The organism is Stutzerimonas azotifigens, assembly GCF_013522725.1.
GTDB lineage: Bacteria > Pseudomonadota > Gammaproteobacteria > Pseudomonadales > Pseudomonadaceae > Stutzerimonas > Stutzerimonas azotifigens_A.
In genome coordinates this window covers 213,425-228,313 of sequence record NZ_JAAMRF010000010.1, presented here as the reverse complement: position 1 = coordinate 228,313, position 14,889 = coordinate 213,425, and the positions used below count along the sequence as shown (strand labels likewise).

At 65.7% G+C, this 14,889-nt stretch carries 13 protein-coding genes and 1 pseudogene; 3 read left to right on the top strand and 11 right to left on the bottom strand.

Going from position 1 to position 14,889, the window contains the following annotated elements:
- Positions 1–2: 2 nt before the first annotated feature.
- The 11 genes and pseudogenes from G7026_RS18935 to G7026_RS18885 all read right to left on the bottom strand — a co-directional run bounded on the left by G7026_RS18935 (position 3) and on the right by G7026_RS18885 (position 11,110).
- Complete coding sequence (locus G7026_RS18935; RefSeq protein ID WP_181072462.1) at positions 3–806, bottom strand: aspartate dehydrogenase; 804 nt, start codon at positions 804–806, stop codon at positions 3–5.
- 11 nt (positions 807–817) lie between these two features.
- Entirely contained in the window at positions 818–2,485 is a 1,668-nt protein-coding gene (locus G7026_RS18930; RefSeq protein ID WP_181072492.1) for a thiamine pyrophosphate-binding protein, read from the bottom strand.
- A 22-nt stretch (positions 2,486–2,507) separates the two neighbouring features.
- A complete protein-coding gene (locus G7026_RS18925; protein ID WP_181072461.1) occupies positions 2,508–3,305 on the bottom strand; it encodes an SDR family oxidoreductase in 798 nt (265 codons plus the stop codon).
- Between the two features lie 2 nt (positions 3,306–3,307).
- Positions 3,308–4,129: an IclR family transcriptional regulator gene (locus tag G7026_RS18920; RefSeq protein WP_181072460.1), complete on the bottom strand. Its 822-nt coding sequence runs from the start codon at positions 4,127–4,129 to the stop codon at positions 3,308–3,310.
- A complete protein-coding gene (locus tag G7026_RS18915; RefSeq protein WP_375138215.1) occupies positions 4,126–5,010 on the bottom strand; it encodes an alpha/beta fold hydrolase in 885 nt (294 codons plus the stop codon). The genes G7026_RS18920 and G7026_RS18915 overlap by 4 nt, the downstream gene beginning before the upstream one ends.
- Before the next feature lie 5 nt (positions 5,011–5,015).
- Positions 5,016–5,552: a cupin domain-containing protein gene (locus G7026_RS18910; RefSeq protein WP_181072459.1), complete on the bottom strand. Its 537-nt coding sequence runs from the start codon at positions 5,550–5,552 to the stop codon at positions 5,016–5,018.
- Between the two features lie 15 nt (positions 5,553–5,567).
- Positions 5,568–6,323 (bottom strand): SDR family oxidoreductase, encoded by a 756-nt coding sequence (locus tag G7026_RS18905; protein WP_375138214.1) that lies wholly within the window; start codon positions 6,321–6,323, stop codon positions 5,568–5,570.
- 10 nt (positions 6,324–6,333) lie between these two features.
- Positions 6,334–7,110 carry an ABC transporter permease gene (locus G7026_RS18900; RefSeq protein WP_181072458.1) on the bottom strand — a complete coding sequence of 259 codons (777 nt, stop codon included), beginning with the start codon at positions 7,108–7,110 and terminating at the stop codon, positions 6,334–6,336.
- Between the two features lie 30 nt (positions 7,111–7,140).
- Positions 7,141–8,082, bottom strand: a complete 942-nt coding sequence (locus tag G7026_RS18895) for an ABC transporter substrate-binding protein (RefSeq protein WP_181072486.1) — start codon at positions 8,080–8,082, stop codon at positions 7,141–7,143.
- Between the two features lie 93 nt (positions 8,083–8,175).
- Complete coding sequence (locus tag G7026_RS18890) at positions 8,176–9,027, bottom strand: ABC transporter ATP-binding protein (protein WP_181072457.1); 852 nt, start codon at positions 9,025–9,027, stop codon at positions 8,176–8,178.
- Between the two features lie 626 nt (positions 9,028–9,653).
- Positions 9,654–11,110 (bottom strand): annotated as a pseudogene (locus G7026_RS18885) (SLC13 family permease).
- A 233-nt stretch (positions 11,111–11,343) separates the two neighbouring features.
- Between G7026_RS18885 and G7026_RS18880 the strand changes: the two are divergent.
- The 3 genes from G7026_RS18880 to leuC all read left to right on the top strand — a co-directional run bounded on the left by G7026_RS18880 (position 11,344) and on the right by leuC (position 14,889).
- Positions 11,344–12,258 (top strand): LysR substrate-binding domain-containing protein, encoded by a 915-nt coding sequence (locus tag G7026_RS18880; protein ID WP_181072456.1) that lies wholly within the window; start codon positions 11,344–11,346, stop codon positions 12,256–12,258.
- Between the two features lie 111 nt (positions 12,259–12,369).
- Entirely contained in the window at positions 12,370–13,245 is an 876-nt protein-coding gene (locus G7026_RS18875; RefSeq protein WP_181072455.1) for an alpha/beta fold hydrolase, read from the top strand.
- A gap of 222 nt (positions 13,246–13,467) precedes the next feature.
- A complete protein-coding gene (gene leuC, locus G7026_RS18870) occupies positions 13,468–14,889 on the top strand; it encodes a 3-isopropylmalate dehydratase large subunit (protein ID WP_181072454.1) in 1,422 nt (473 codons plus the stop codon).

Here is a 14,889-nt window from a genome sequence, read left to right as displayed (position 1 = left end):
CCTCAGATGGAAATGGCATGGGCATGGTTGCCCAGGGCGCGGACCACGCTGTAGACGGTCAGCGCGGAAGTCTTCGGGTTGGCGGCCAGCGGCTTGCCGCGCAGGGTCAGCTCGAAGCCGCCGAAGGCGCCGCGGGCTTCCACCTGGTGGACGTTCTCGCTGCTGTGCGGGTCGGCGATCAGCTGCACCTCGGTGCGGTCGAGGCCGAGCCCGGCCAGCGACAGGGTGGCGGCGACGTTGGCATTCTTCGGATAGAGGATGGCTGCCTCGCGGGCGCTGCCCTGGAAGATCACTGTCGCCTCATCCAGGTTGTCCAGGTCGCAGATCTGCTCGGCGGGCGTGCCCTTCCAGGCGCCGGCCGGCTTGCGGCCGGTGTAGAGCACCGACTCCAGCCCGCCGACCTTGGCCGCGGACAGCGCATCGATGCCGCCGATGGCGCCGGGCAACAGCTCGATGCGGGTGCCGCCTTCGCGCGCCGCCGCTTCCAGGCGCTCGGCCAGGCCGTACTCGGACAGCGCACCGACCGAGACCACCAGGCACGGAATACCGCGTGCCAGGGCCGGCAGCACGTGCTGCTCGATGGCCCGGTGCCCGGCGCACTCGACCAGCAGGTCGGGGCGCGCGTCGGCCGGCAGCTCGGTCAGTACGGTCGGCGGACGCTCGAAGCTCGCCAGGCGCTGACGGATCAGCTCCTGCGATTCGGCGGGCACGACCACCGCGTCGACGCGTAGGTCGGGGTCTTTTTCCAGCAGTTCCAGCGCACCGATGCCGATGGCACCGCAGCCGATCATGGTGATGTTGAGCATGGTCTGGCTCCTCAGGCGCTGGCCTTCTGGAATCGGGTGGCGCTGTTCGGCGGTCCGGCGAACTGGGTGTTGAAGGGGCCGACGCTGAGCATGTCCACTTCCAGCAGGAAGGGGCCCGGCTGGCTCAGGGCGCTGTCCAGCGCGCCGGCGAAATCCTTCAGGTCGCCCACTCGCGCATGGCGCAGGCCAAGGGACTCGGCCAGCTTGGCATAGTCCGGGGTGGTCAGTTCCACGTAGCAGTGGCGGCTGCCGTACACCGCGTCCTGGATGTTCTTGATGACCCCGTAGCGCTGGTCGTTCATCAGCAGGATGACCATGTTGGCGCGCTCCTGGACCATGGTCGCCAGCTCGCCGAGGTTGAGGATGAAGCCGCCGTCGCCGACCAGGGTGAACACCTTGCGCGCGGGCGCGGTTTCCGCCGCCGCCACCGCCGCACCGATCCCCATCGCCAGCCCCTGGCCGATGCCGCCTCCCAGGGCATGGATGCCGGCACGCGGGTGGAACAGGTTGAGCAGGCGGTTGCCCCAGATGCTGTTGGACAGGGTCACGTCGCGCACCCAGGAGAAGTTACGCCCAGCCAGGGCCTGCAGCTGCTCGACCTGCACCGCGTAGGGGCCGAGCTCGTCGACCAGCTGGTCGCGGGCCTGCTGGCGCACCTCGCGCAACTCGGCGAGGTAGCCGGGCTCGACCCGCAGGCGGCCCTGCAGGCGATCGGCCAGGCCGTCCAGGGCCAGCGCCGCGTCACCGCAGATGAACAGGTCGCTGTGGTAGCAGCGGCCCTCGATCGCCGGGTTGGCGTCGATCCGGTAGGTGGCTTCGGGCAGCTTCAGCGCGTACTTGAAGGTCTCGTTGCTGCGCAGCCGCGAGCCGGCCACCAGCAACGCGTCGCAGCTCTGGAAGAACCGCTCGACGCGCTTGTTCTGCGAGAAGGCGCCGAGACAGCGCGGATCGTCCTCATTGACCACACCGCGGCCCTGGGTCGAGGTGACCACCCCGACACCCATGTCCATCAGGCGCTTGACCTGCGGGCCGGCGTGGCGGGCGCCACCGCCCAGCCAGAGCAGCGGGCGCCTGGCGCCGGCAAGGCGCTCGGCGACCCGATCCAGGGCCTCCTCCGTCGGCACGGCGACGGGAATCGGCAGCGGCGCCAGATCGGTCGGCATGGGGATGAAGCTGGACTGGATGTCGATCGGGATTTCCACGCTGACCGGGCCGGTGGGCGCGGTCAGCGCGGTCTGCACGGCAAGCTTCAGGGTGCTGATCGCGGTCTCCGCGCTGCGCACGCGGAAGGCGGCCTTAGACACCGCCTTGAGCATGGTCAGCTGGTCGCGGGCCTCATGGATGTAGGCCAGGTCCTGGTCCAGGTAGGGCGTCTCGATCTGCCCGGTGAGATGCAGCAGCGGCGTGCCGGCGGTCTGCGCCTCGACCATCGCGCCGGCGGCGTTGCCCGCCGCGGTGCCGGTGGAGGTCAGGCATACGCCCAGGCCGCTGACCGCACGGGCATAGGCGTCGGCCATGTTGGTCGCCCCGGCCTCGCCGCGCGCCATCACGAAGCGGATATTCTGGCGAATGCCGAAGGCATCCAGGATCGGCATGTTATGGATGGAAATGACGCCAAAGGCGGCCTTGACCCCACACTGCTCGAGAAAGGCGGTGATCGCGGTGCCGACGGTGACCATCGGCTTCTCGTTGCGGACTTCTTCAGACATGACGGGACAAGCCTCCGGAAACATCGATATGGCTACCCGTGGTGTAGGCGGACAGCGGGGAAACGAGGAAGAACAGGGCGCGAGCCGCCTCGAGGGGCGAACCCAGGCGCGCCAGGGGAATCTGCTTGTTGCGGGCGAGTCGGGCGGTCCATTGCGCCCAGTCGAGGTCGCGCTCCTCGCGTGCCTCGAAACGGCGCCGCCATTGGCCCGACTCGACCAGGCCGATGAGAATGCCGTTGACCCGGATGCCCTTGGGGGCGAACTCGACGGCCAGCGAGCGCACCAGGTTCTTCACCCCGGCGCGGGCCGCGGAGGTGGCCACCATGTGCGACTCCGGCTGGCTGGCCAGGAGCGAATTGGCGCAGGCGATGGCCGCGTCGGGCTGGCTTTCCAGCTGCGCCAGAAAGGCACGCACGGGACGGATGATGGAGAAGAACTTCAGGTTCAACTCCTCCTGCCAGGCCTCGTCGCTGGTGTCGGCGAAAGTCGAGACGCGGCCCTGGCCGGCGTTGCAGACCAGCATGCTGGCGGCACCGAGTTTCGCCTGGCTGTTTGCGGCGAAGCGCTGCATCTGTTCGGCGTCGAGCACGTCGCAGCGCTGCGCATAGAGCACGGCCTGGGGAAAGCGTTGGCGCAGGGCCGCTTCGGCGCTGGCCAGGCGATCGGCGTCGCGGCCACAGAACGCCACCGCGGCACCGGCCTCGAGCAGCAGCTCGACAGTGGCGAGGCCGATGCCGGACGAACCGCCGGTCACTACCGCGACCTTGCCGGCGAGGTTATGCATGCTCATCTTCAGCCCCTCATCAGGGTCGCGGCATGGGCGACGTTCGGGTTGTAGTTCAGGAGGCGCGACAGCTCGTCGGCGCTGTGACGCACCTGGCGGACCAGCTCCTCGATACGGTCACCGCCGATATGGGCCGAGGGAATCGTTGCGCCGAGGGCGGCCACCACCTTGCCGCTGTGGTTGCGCACCGGTGCGGCGACGGTGGAAATGGTCGACTCGAAGAAGCCTTCGCCCATCACGTAGCCGCGCTGGCGGTCGCTCTGCACCAGATCGAACAGGTCCAGCACGGTCTTGGGCGTGCAGGGCGAGTGGCTTTCCAGTACTTCTTCTGGATAGAGGTCGCGCAGGTCGGCCAGCGACAGGTCTTCGAGCAGGATGCGGCCGAGTACCGTGGCGTGGGCCGGCAGTCGGGTACCGACGTTCACCGCGCTGCTGAACACGGTGGGAGGCGAGACCTTGGCGACGTAGACGATCGAGCGGCCGTCGCGCACCACCAGGTTGCAGGGGTAATGGATGGCGTTGCTCAACTGCGCCAACAGCGGCTGGCCGAGCTCGGTCAGCTCCAGCGAGGCGAGGTACTCGAAGCCCAGGCGCAGCACCGACATGCCCAGGCGGTACTCGTTGCCGCTACGGGTGACGAAGCCCATGGTCTCGAGGGTGGTGAGCAGGCGGAAGATGGTCGAACGCGGCAGCTTCAGGCGTCGCGCCAGCTCCGGCGCGGTCAGGGTTCGGTTCTGCCGGCTGAACTCACAGAGCAGCAACAGCCCGCGCTCCAGACCGGGAACGATGTATTTTTCTTGCGTCTCTTTGAGCGATTCGAGATCGGTCATGGACGTGTTCCTTCCAGTGAGGCCTTGAGGGCGGAGGCGATGCGTTCGGCCACCGCCTCGGGTTGTTCGATCGGGCTGGCATGACCGGCCCGGGGAATCAGGGAAAAGCGCGCATGCAGGTGACCGGCGATCAACTGGCACTCGCCCGGCTGGGTGATGCCGTCGTCCTCACCACAGTGCACCTCGCAAGGCATCGCCAGGGGCGGGAAGCGCAGCAGGTCGTCCCCGCAGAGCAGCTCGACGGCCTGCCGGTAACCGGCAGGGTTGAGCCGCGCCATGTTCCAGCGCACCCAGTCCAGTTGGGTGACCGACGCGCGCGCCGAGAGCAAGCGATGGCTGCGCTCCTCGGCCATCGCCTCGACCCCGTGCAGCTCCAGGTTGCTCAAGCGACCGGCACGCACCTGCTCGCCAATGTCCTGGCGCGCGGCGGCGCCATAACCGCGCGCCGGGCTGATCAGCATCACCCGGGCGATGCGCGACGCCGCCTGGCCGGTGGCGCAGGCCAGGGCGGTCATTGCGCCGAGCGAATGGCCGACCAGCACGCAGCGCTCGATATCGAGGGCTTCGAGCACGTGATCCAGGCGTCGGGCAAAGGACTCGGCACGCGGACGCGCCTCGGCCAGCGGCGAGGATCGGCCGTAACCCGGTGCGTCCCAGGCGACAACCCGGGCCTGCCCGGAGAGCCGTTGGGCCACCTGTAGCCAGGACGCCGCACCCGAGCCGATCCCGTGCAGCAGAACCACGGTTGGTCCCTGGCCACTTTCACGAACGGCGGTGTGCGCCTCGGGAAATACCAGGTGACGCAGAGGAAACGCCATGTCCAGCTGGTCGAGTAGCGGGCGCTCCACCGGAGGGATCGAAGAGACGGATGCGAGCGTCATGGCTATCAACCGCGCTTGATCTTCGCCAGCGGGGACTCTGGCGGATACGTGGGGGTGATCGGTTTCTTGGCGCCGAGCATCACGCACATCAGCGCGTCTTCTTCGCCGACGTTGTGCTCTTCGCGGTAGACGCCCGGCGGCACCGAGATGACGTCGCGGTCGGTGAGGATCGCTTCGAAGCGCTCACCATCCTTCTCCATGATGACCTTCATCTTGCCGCGCAGGACGAAGAACACTTCTTCGACGTCGATGTGGATGTGCGACGGGCCGATGTTGCCGGCCGGGATGATCATGGTGGAAAAAGTGAAGTGCTCGGACGGGATGGTGTTGGTGTCCGCGGTCACACCGGTTCCGCCGGTGCCGATGTAGCGCATCTGTGCGCGGCGGTATTTGGGATCGTAGTCAGCTTGGAATTTCAGTGCGTCCCAGTCGTAGCTACGGGTCGAGAAGCGGGCGATACGCGACTCGCACCACTCGGCGAAGCTGGCGCCTTCGGGGCGGTCGTAGGACTTCGGGGCAGCCTGTTGATTGAGATCAGTCATGGTCGGTTCTCCAAGTCAAGGCATGACGAACCCGCCGTTTACCGGCAGGGTCTGTCCAGTGATGAAGCGGGAAAGGTCGGAGAGGGCGAACAGCACCGCGCCGTTCACATCCTCCGGTAATTGCGCGCGCCGGATCGCCCGCTGCTGCTTGTAATGCTGATGGCGGGCCTCGGGCACGTAGGCGGTGGCTTCCACTTCCACCAGGCCAGGCGCGATGGCATTGACGGTGACGCCATCGTCGCCGACTTCGCGGGCGATCGAGCGGGTCATGGCGATGACCGCCCCCTTGCTGGCCACGTAGGCCAGCAGGTTCGGCGCGCCCCACAACGGCGTGTCGGACGCCAGGTTGACCACCGCACCGCGACCGCTGGCGCGCAGCGCCGGCAGGCAGGCCCGGGTCATCAGCCAGGTACCGCGCACATTGACCTGCAGAACCCGATCGAACATCTCGATCTCAAGTTCCTCCAGGTTCTTGCCGCCGGAATTGGTGATCGAGGCGTTGTTGACCAGCCCGTCCAGCCCGCCGAGCATCTCGACTGTCTTAGCGGCGCACGCCTCGACCGAGGCCGGGTCGGCAAGGTCCAGTCGCAGCGCCTGAACGTCGAGGTCGCGTTGGCGCAGGGTCTGGGCCGCGGCCTCGAGCGGTTCGGCGAGGATGTCGGCGATGACCACCCGGGCCCCAGCTCCGGCGATCGCCTCGGCGAACGCCAGGCCCAGTCCGCGGGCGCCACCGGTGACCAGTACCCGGCGACCATTGAGAAGGTTGTGCATGATCAGCCCCTCACACCGTGCTCAGGTTGGCTTTGGGCATGTAGTGCAGGACGCGTTTCTCCGCCCAGACCACCGCCGCGTAGGCCAGCACGCCAATCAGCGTCAGCATGACGATGGCGACGAACACGCCGGCGGTGTTGCCCTGGCCCTCGGAGTTCACCAGCAGGAAGCCGAGGCCCTTGTTGCCGCCGACCAGCTCGCCGACGGTCACGCCAATCACCGCCAGGGTGGAGGCGATGCGCAGGCCGGAGAACAGCGCGGCCATGGCCGAGGGGAACTCCACCAGGCGGAAGATCTGCCAGCGGTTGGCGTTCATCGCGCGGACCAGGTTGACCATGTCCGGGTCGACGGTACGGATCGCCGAAAGCACGTTGATCATTACCGGGAAGAAAACGATCAGAATGGCGATGAGGATCTTCGGGTAGATGGTGTAGCCCAGCCACATCACGAACAGCGGTGCGAAGGCCACCTTCGGCGCGATCTGCAGCGCGAGGATGTAGGGCGAAAGGATGGCCTCGGCATTCGGCGAGAGGCCGAGACTGACGCCGATTACAACACCCAGCAGAGCCCCCAGGGCGAAGCCCACGATGATTTCGAACGCGGTGATCAGCGTATGCTCAAGCAGGTTGCTGTGCTGCGACATCGCACCGAATTCGACGATCACGCGGGTCAGGTTGGGCATGACGAACTCGGGCATGCCCATAAGGCCCGGGCCCCATTGCCAGAGCGAGAGGAACACGGCCAGCAGGATCAAGCTGCCAGCCACCGGGTTGTTGAGGCTTTTCATCGACGACGTACCTTTCGAACGGCGGGAGCGTTATTTGTTGGCGACCTGGGCCGCCTCCACGAACTGGTTGGTGTAGAGCTCGTCCAGGGGCGTCTCGCGGTTGACGATGCCCTCGCTCACGTAGAACTGGCGGACGCTTTCCAGACGCTGCGGGTCGATGTATCCAGGCGTGGCCTGGTTGGCGTAGACGTGTTCGCGGTAGAGGTTGAAAATCTTCTCGAGGCTGGCTTCCTTGCCCTTGTAGGAGGGCACGGCCTCGGCGAAGGTGGCGGCCGCCGCTGCAGGGTCCTGCATGATGTCGCGCATGCCGCGCAGGGTGGCCTGGACCACGCCGCCAACCACCTCGGGCTGGCTCTCGATCGCCTTGTCCGAGGCGAGGATCGCCTGGGCCATGCTCTCGAAGATCTCCGTCTGCGGGATCAGGCTGACGTTCATGCCGGCTTCCTCGGCGTTCACCACCCAGTCCGGCACGCCTGCCATGGCTACGGCCTTCTTCGCTGAGAACAGCTGCCAGACGCCGGCGGGGCCGGCGGCCTGCACGTTGACATCGTTCGTCGTCAGGCCGGCTTTCTTCAGCGAGGCGAGCAGGGCGTAATAGGTGGTGTCCGAGTAGGACATCACGGTCATCGTCTTGCCCTTGAGGGCGGCAAGGGAGTCGATGTTCTGATCGGCATCGGTGGCGACCATGGTCACGCCCCCGGCGCCTAATACCGCTACGGCCTTGACCGGAACACCGTTGGCGCGCACCACGATGGGCGTGTCACCGATCGCGCCGCCGACCAGAGCGTTGCCCGCTCCGATTTGCTTGGCCACGTCGACGCCACCCTTTCCGGCGACGAAATTCACCTGCAGGCCCTTCTCGCCGTAGTAGCCCTTGTGCTGGGCAATGATCCAGGGCGCGAAGGCCGGCGAGTTCGGGGGGGCCGGCAACAGGTAGGTGACCTTCTGCAGTTCGGCCGCCTGGGTTCCCATGGCTGTACTCAGGGCTACGGCCAGAAGGGCGCGCTTGCCAACACGTGCAGCGAAATTTTTGATCATGCTCGTCTCCGGAAAAGGGGTGCGTGTTCAGTGCAGATCCGTACTCTCGCCAACCTTCAACAGCTCCATCAGGCGGCCGGCCAGGGGGCCGATCTCCGGAAGCTTGCGGCGCTCGAGCGGGTTCTCGCGTAGCGGCAGATTCACTTTGATTTCTTCGATGAGCGTCCCGGGGCGGGCGCTCATGACCAGGATGCGATCGGACATGGCGATCGCCTCGACAAGGTCATGGGTGATGAACAGCGCGGTCTTTTGCTGTTCATGAAGCATCAGGGCGAGATCCTGTTGCAGGATCATCTTGGTCTGCGCATCGAGCGCCGAGAACGGCTCGTCGAGGAACAGCACCTGCGGGTCGATGGCAAGCGTGCGAGCCAGGGCGGCGCGCTGGCGCATCCCGCCGGAGAGCTGGAACGGGTAATGATCGCCGAACCCCTCCAGATGGCACTTGACTAGCAACGCGTTGGCGACTTCGGCGCGACGCGCGCTCGGCACGCCCTCGATCTCCAGGCCCAGTTCGATATTGCGGCGAATGGTCCGCCAGGGCATCAGCAGGTCCTTCTGCAGCATGAAGGCAACCTTGCGCACTGGCCCGCTGACTTTTTCGCCAGAAATGAACACGTCGCCTGCGCTCGGCATGTAGAGGCCCGAGCCCATGTTGAGCATGGTGCTCTTGCCGCAGCCGGACGGGCCGATGATCGACACCACTTCGCCGCGCCGAATGCTGAAATTCACCTCTTGAACCACGGGCATCGCGTCCGGGCTGCCTTTCTTGGGAAAGGACTTTGCGACGCCACGAAATTCGATCTCGACGGGGGCGGACGTCGTGCGGCTGGTCACGGAAGCCGGTGAAGTGCGGTACGCCTGGAGTTCGGAAATGGCCATGAATAATCTCTGGTTCGTTTCATATACGGTACGTTGTCTTAAGCATGAACAATGCCAGCGAAAAGCCAGTTTCTGGAAAAAATAAAAAGCCTTTTAAATCAGTTATTTATTTCGTTTCACGCACGAAACGCATGTTCTGTTTCACCAAGGAGACAGATCGGTTGGGAAGCGGATGGGTCATGCACCTATGCGGTACCTAACAACACCGTCGCGCCACAAATGCGTGCATCAAGCGTTACGCTAGGTAGCGGGCGAGGTGACAAACAGGTATGGGGTGCGTTCGCCCGCGTCCTGCTAAGGAAGCAGAAAGGCCACACGACGATTGAAGCTTGAGTGGCGAGTAAGCGCCGCAGCGCAGTTAGGAAACGGCTGGCGCGCGGATGTTGGCCAACTACCAAACTCACTGGACGCCGGCCTGGCGAATTCCAACCCGGCATCGGGACGGCTTGCCCGTCCTCTGCTTTATATAAGTGGAAAAGCGCGGTTGCGGTGTCAGTCCAGGCTGGACTCGGCTCTTCCTTTGACCGACAACGCTATGGCGCCGAGTAGCTTGCATATGAAGTAGGCGGCCGAATGCACGAACAAGCCAGGCAATGCCTGGCTTTTCGTCTCCGGGTCGATGTTTATCAGAGCATCAGGCCAACCAGCAGGTAGCAGAGGCCGGTGACGATCACCAGGCCTGCGATGTTGAGTGCGAACCCTGCGTTGACCATCGTGCTGATGCGCATGTGTCCTGTGCCGAACACGATGGCGTTAGGCGGTGTGGCCACTGGCAGCATGAAAGCGCAGCTGGCCGCTATCGCTGCGGGAACCACCAGCAACTCGACGGCAAACCCCTGGGCGCTGGCGACCGCTCCCAGCAAGGGCAGGAAGGCGGCTGCGGTGGCCGTGTTGGACGTGACCTCGGTGAGGAAGATGATCACCAGCACGACCAATCCCAGCAGAAGCAGTGCCGGCAGCGTGCCGAAGGCGCCGAGGCCTTGGGCGATCCACTCGGCAAGGCCGGTAGTGCGGATCACCGCAGCCAGCGACAGGCCGCCGCCGAACAGCAGCAGGACTCCCCACGGAAGCTTCACGGCGGACTGCCAGTCCATCAGGAACACCCGCTTTTTCGCATCGACGGGGATCATGAACAGTGCAACGGCCGAGGCGATGGCGATGCTCGTATCGTTTAGACCAAGAACATGAATGGCGAGGGCCGGCTGAAAGATCCAGGCCAGGGCCGTTAGGGAAAACACCAGGCTGACCAGCCTCTCGCCCCGGGATAACGGCCCGAGCGCCGCGAGCTCCTCGCGGAGCAGCGTGTGGGTCCCTTGCCCCGAGAGACCGAAACCGCGACGCGTCAGCCACCACCAGGTGAAGGCGAGCATCAGGATGGAGACCGGCAGCCCGATCAGCATCCACTGGCCGAACCCGATATGCACGCCGTAGTTGTTCTGCAGGAAGGCCGCCAGCAATGCGTTGGGCGGGGTGCCGATCAGCGTGGCGATACCGCCGATGCTCGCCGCATAGGCGATACCGAGCAGCAGGGCGTTGGCGAACCGTTCGCGCTCGGCCGGGTTGCCCTGGCCGCCGCGATCGAGCATGCCGATCACGGACAAGCCGATGGGCAGCATCATGATGGTGGTGGCCGTGTTGCTGACCCACATGCTGAGAAATGCCGTGGCGAGCATGAAGCCCGCGACCTGGTGAGCCGGATGGCTGCCGACGATCAGCAAGGTGCGCAGGGCGATGCGTTTGTGCAGGTTCCAGCGCTCCATGGCCAGCCCGAGCATGAACCCGCCCAGAAAGAGAAAGATGATCGGGTTGCCGTACTGGCTGTCGCGTTCCCTATGCTGTCGATGCCCAGCGCCGGCACCAGCAGGATCGGCAACAGGGACGTGATCGGAATCGGAAGGGCCTCGGTCGACCACCAGGTCGCCATCAGCAAGGCCAGCCCCACCACGTGCAGGGCGTCGGCCGACATGCCAGCCGGCGGGTCGATGACCAGGCAGACCAGCAGCAGCAGAGGGCCGAGGAAAAAACCTATTTTCGCCGCGAGGTCCGAGGCGTTCCCGGTCGCGGCCGGGGAGGGGGCGTGGATGGGCTTGTTCACGGCTGCACGCTCCGCTGTTCGCCGGTTGAGGCACAGGAGGTGGGCAGAGGGCAGTGGCGCCGAACGGCGCGGACAGGGACGTCGGGTGCGGGGAGCCTGGGCATGGCGGCATTCCTCTGTTTGTTCTTGTGGTGAGGACTCGATTTGGCCGCCTCGCAGGTGGCGGCGATCGCCATGCTATATTTCGAGTTCGTGTTTAAAGCTGGCGTAATGTGGAATCTATGAACACAGTTCGTGATCAATTGCCGCTGCCGGAAGATCTCCGGGTGTTTCTCACTGTCATCCGAAAGCAGAGCTTCGCCGGCGCGGCAGACGAGCTGGGCCTGTCGCCCGCCTATGTCAGCAAGCGCATCCAGATGCTCGAAGGCGTGCTGCAGACCAAGTTGCTGCATCGCACGACCCGGCGGATCGCGCTGACTGACGACGGTGAACGTACGCAGCGCTGGGCGGTACGCATCCTCGGCGACCTGGACGACCTCTTCGACGAACTCTCCCAGGCACGACTGACCCCACGGGGGCAACTGCACATCAGCAGCAGCTTCGGCTTCGGCCGCAACCACGTGGCGCCGGCGATATCGGCACTCGCCGAACGCTATCCGGAGCTGGAGATCCGTCTGGAGGTGTTCGACCGGGTCGTGGACATCGTCGCCGAGGGCTTCGACCTGGAGATCCGCGTAGGTGACGACCTGCCAGGCCAGCACATCAGCAAGCGCCTGGTCACCAACCGGCGCGTGCTCTGCGCCAGCGCCGACTACCTGGCCCGTCGCGGCACGCCGACGAGCCTGGAGGACCTGCAACAGCACGACTGCCTGGTGCTCAAGGAGCGCAACAACGCCTTCGGCGTCTGGCAGCTGGAGCGCAACGGGAAGGCCCAGAGCGTGCGCGTCAGTGGGCCGCTGTCCTCGAACAATGGCGAGATCGTCCTGCAGTGGGCGCTCAATGATCGCGGCATCCTGTTGCGTTCGATGTGGGACGTGAAGCCGCTGCTGGAGCAGGGCAAGCTCGTCCAGGTGCTGCCGGACTATAGTGAAAGCGCCAACGTCTGGGCGGTCTATCCGACCCGGCTGTCGAGTTCCGCCAAGCTGCGGGTGTGCGTCGAGTTCCTGGCCGAGCATTTCAGGCAGTTGTCGCTATAGCGCCGTCCCGACCATGCACGATTCATGAATGATCAGGACACGGTCTCGCGGCTTGCGCTCGCCTTCGGCTTACCTAGCATGTCGGGCATTGAATAAAGAGGAGTGAGAGGTATGTTCGCTGAGTTCCAGAAGGACGAGTGCCTGGTCAATGGCGTGCGCATCGCCTACCGCAAGGGCGGCACCGGGCCGGCCCTGCTACTGCTTCACGGCCATCCGCAGACCCATGTCATCTGGCACAAGATCGCCGACCGGCTGGCGCGGCACTTCACGGTGGTCGCCGCCGACCTCAGAGGCTACGGCGACAGCGACAAACCCGCCGGCGGCGATGACCACAACGCCTACTCCAAGCGTGAAATGGCGCGCGACGCCCTGGAGCTGATGAAGACCCTGGGCTTCTCGACCTTCGACGTGCTCGCCCATGACCGCGGCGCGCGGGTCGCCCATCGCCTGGCGTCCGATCACGGCAAGGCGGTCCGGCGGATGATCCTGCTGGACATCGCTCCGACCCTGGCGATGTATTCACAGACCAACGAGGCGTTCGCCCGTGCCTACTGGCACTGGTTCTTCCTGATCCGCCCGGCTCCGCTGCCCGAAGCCTTGCTCGAGAGCGATCCGGAGCTGTATCTGCGCAGCGTGATGGGCACGCGCAGCGCCGGCATGCAGCCGTTCACCGACGAGGCGTTCGCCGAGTACCTGCGCTGTCTCAGCCTGCCGGGCGCGGCGCACGCCATCTGCGAGGATTATCGCGCCAGCGCGGGGATCGACCTGGAGCACGACAGGCAGGACCGCGAGGCGGGCCGCCAACTGGAGATGCCATTGCTGGTGCTGTGGGGCGCCGAGGGTGTCGTCGGCCGCTGCTTCGATCCGCTGGCGGAGTGGCAGCGGGTCGCGACCAACGTGCAGGGCAAGGCACTTCCCGCCGGGCACTACCTGCCGGAAGAAGTCCCGGACCTGTTGTTCGACGAAGCGATGGTCTTTTTCAGCTGAGTTCAGGGCGCCGGATGAGCCAGCCGGCGCCTCTTCACCTTTTCCATGCGTACTGTCCCGCGTGCCTCCGCTGGCGGGCGTCGCCACATCGTTCACGAATCGTGAATTCTTAAACCCCGCTGGCGCTCTTTGAGCGGCCAGTGGCGCTCAATATGCTGGCGAGGCAGGCCTGGCAGCCGGGCGCTGCGCTGCCCTGGACGACAAGCAAAAGCGAGAACGGCCATGAACCGCCCCAGAACCCTCTACGAAAAGCACATCGACTCCCATAGCGTCTGCGACCTCGACGACCAGGGGCATGTGCTGCTCTACATCGACCGGCAAGTCGCCAACGAATACACCAGCCCGCAGGCCTTCAGCGGTCTGCGCGAGGCGGATCGCAAGGTCTGGCGGCCGGCTGCCACGCTGGCGGTGGTGGATCACGTCAATCCCACGAGCCCTAACCGCATCGCCACCATGCCCGACCCGGGTGGCGCGCGGCAGGTGTCCTACTTCGCCGAGAACTGCCGGGACTTCGGCATCGAACTCTTCGATGTGCTGGACAAGCGCCAGGGCATCGAACATGTCGTCGCCCCCGAGCAGGGCTTCATCCTGCCCGGCATGGTGGTCGCGGCAGGGGACAGTCACACCACCACCTACGGGGCGCTGGGGGCCTTCGGTTTCGGTATCGGCACCTCGGAGATCGAGCACCTGCTGGCGACCCAGACGCTGGTCTACAAGCGGCTCAAAACCATGCGTGTGAGGGTCCATGGTGAGCTTGGCGTCGGCCTGACGTCCAAGGACATCATCATGGCGTTGATTCGCCGCATCGGCGCGTCCGGCGCCACCGGGTACGCCATCGAGTTTGCCGGCCCGACGATCGAGGCCCTGAGCGTCGAAGCACGGATGACGATCTGCAACATGGCGGTCGAGGCGGGGGCGCGCGGCGCCTTCATGGCGCCGGACGACAAGGTATATGCCTACCTGGCCGACAAGCCCCGGGCGCCGAAAGGCGCGCTCTGGAACCAGGCCGTCGCGCGCTGGCGGGAGCTCTACAGCGATCCAGGCGCCGAATTCGATATCGACATCGAGCTGGACGCCGGTGCCCTGGAGCCGATGGTCACCTGGGGCACGAGCCCCGACCAGGCCGCCGCCATCGGCGATCGGGTGCCGGACCCGCAGGACGAGCCGGATGCCATTCGCCGCCAGGATCTTCAGCGCGCCCTTCGCTACATGGGCCTCACGGCGGGGGAGCGTCTGACGGCCATCGAGATCAGCCATGCCTTCATCGGCTCGTGCACCAACGCCCGTATCGAGGATCTGCGCGACGCCGCCCGTGTCGTGCGCGGCCGCAAGGTCGCGCCCCACGTGCGGGCCATGGTCGTCCCCGGTTCCACCCAGGTGCGTGCCCAGGCCGAGGCCGAAGGGCTGGCCCAGGTGTTTCTGGATGCCGGATTCGAATGGCGCCAGTCGGGCTGCTCGATGTGCCTGGCGATGAACGACGACGTCCTGGCACCCGGCGATCGCTGCGCCTCCAGCACCAACCGCAACTTCGAAGGGCGCCAGGGCGCGGGTGCGCGTACCCACCTGATGAGCCCCGCGATGGTCGCAGCCGCGGCGGTCTCGGGACGTTTGACCGATGTACGTTCGCTGCCCCTGGAGGCCTGA

Coding starts and splice junctions, on each gene's coding strand:
- G7026_RS18935 (WP_181072462.1), bottom strand. CDS start 806: ATGCTCAACATCACCATGATCGGCTGCGGTGCCATCGGCATCGGTGCG.
- G7026_RS18930 (WP_181072492.1), bottom strand. CDS start 2,485: ATGGTCACCGTCGGCACCGCGATCACCGCCTTTCTCGAGCAGTGTGGG.
- G7026_RS18925 (WP_181072461.1), bottom strand. CDS start 3,305: ATGAGCATGCATAACCTCGCCGGCAAGGTCGCGGTAGTGACCGGCGGT.
- G7026_RS18920 (WP_181072460.1), bottom strand. CDS start 4,129: ATGACCGATCTCGAATCGCTCAAAGAGACGCAAGAAAAATACATCGTT.
- G7026_RS18915 (WP_375138215.1), bottom strand. CDS start 5,010: ATGACGCTCGCATCCGTCTCTTCGATCCCTCCGGTGGAGCGCCCGCTA.
- G7026_RS18910 (WP_181072459.1), bottom strand. CDS start 5,552: ATGACTGATCTCAATCAACAGGCTGCCCCGAAGTCCTACGACCGCCCC.
- G7026_RS18905 (WP_375138214.1), bottom strand. CDS start 6,323: ATGCACAACCTTCTCAATGGTCGCCGGGTACTGGTCACCGGTGGCGCC.
- G7026_RS18900 (WP_181072458.1), bottom strand. CDS start 7,110: ATGAAAAGCCTCAACAACCCGGTGGCTGGCAGCTTGATCCTGCTGGCC.
- G7026_RS18895 (WP_181072486.1), bottom strand. CDS start 8,082: ATGGGAACCCAGGCGGCCGAACTGCAGAAGGTCACCTACCTGTTGCCG.
- G7026_RS18890 (WP_181072457.1), bottom strand. CDS start 9,027: ATGGCCATTTCCGAACTCCAGGCGTACCGCACTTCACCGGCTTCCGTG.
- G7026_RS18880 (WP_181072456.1), top strand. CDS start 11,344: ATGAACACAGTTCGTGATCAATTGCCGCTGCCGGAAGATCTCCGGGTG.
- G7026_RS18875 (WP_181072455.1), top strand. CDS start 12,370: ATGTTCGCTGAGTTCCAGAAGGACGAGTGCCTGGTCAATGGCGTGCGC.
- leuC (WP_181072454.1), top strand. CDS start 13,468: ATGAACCGCCCCAGAACCCTCTACGAAAAGCACATCGACTCCCATAGC.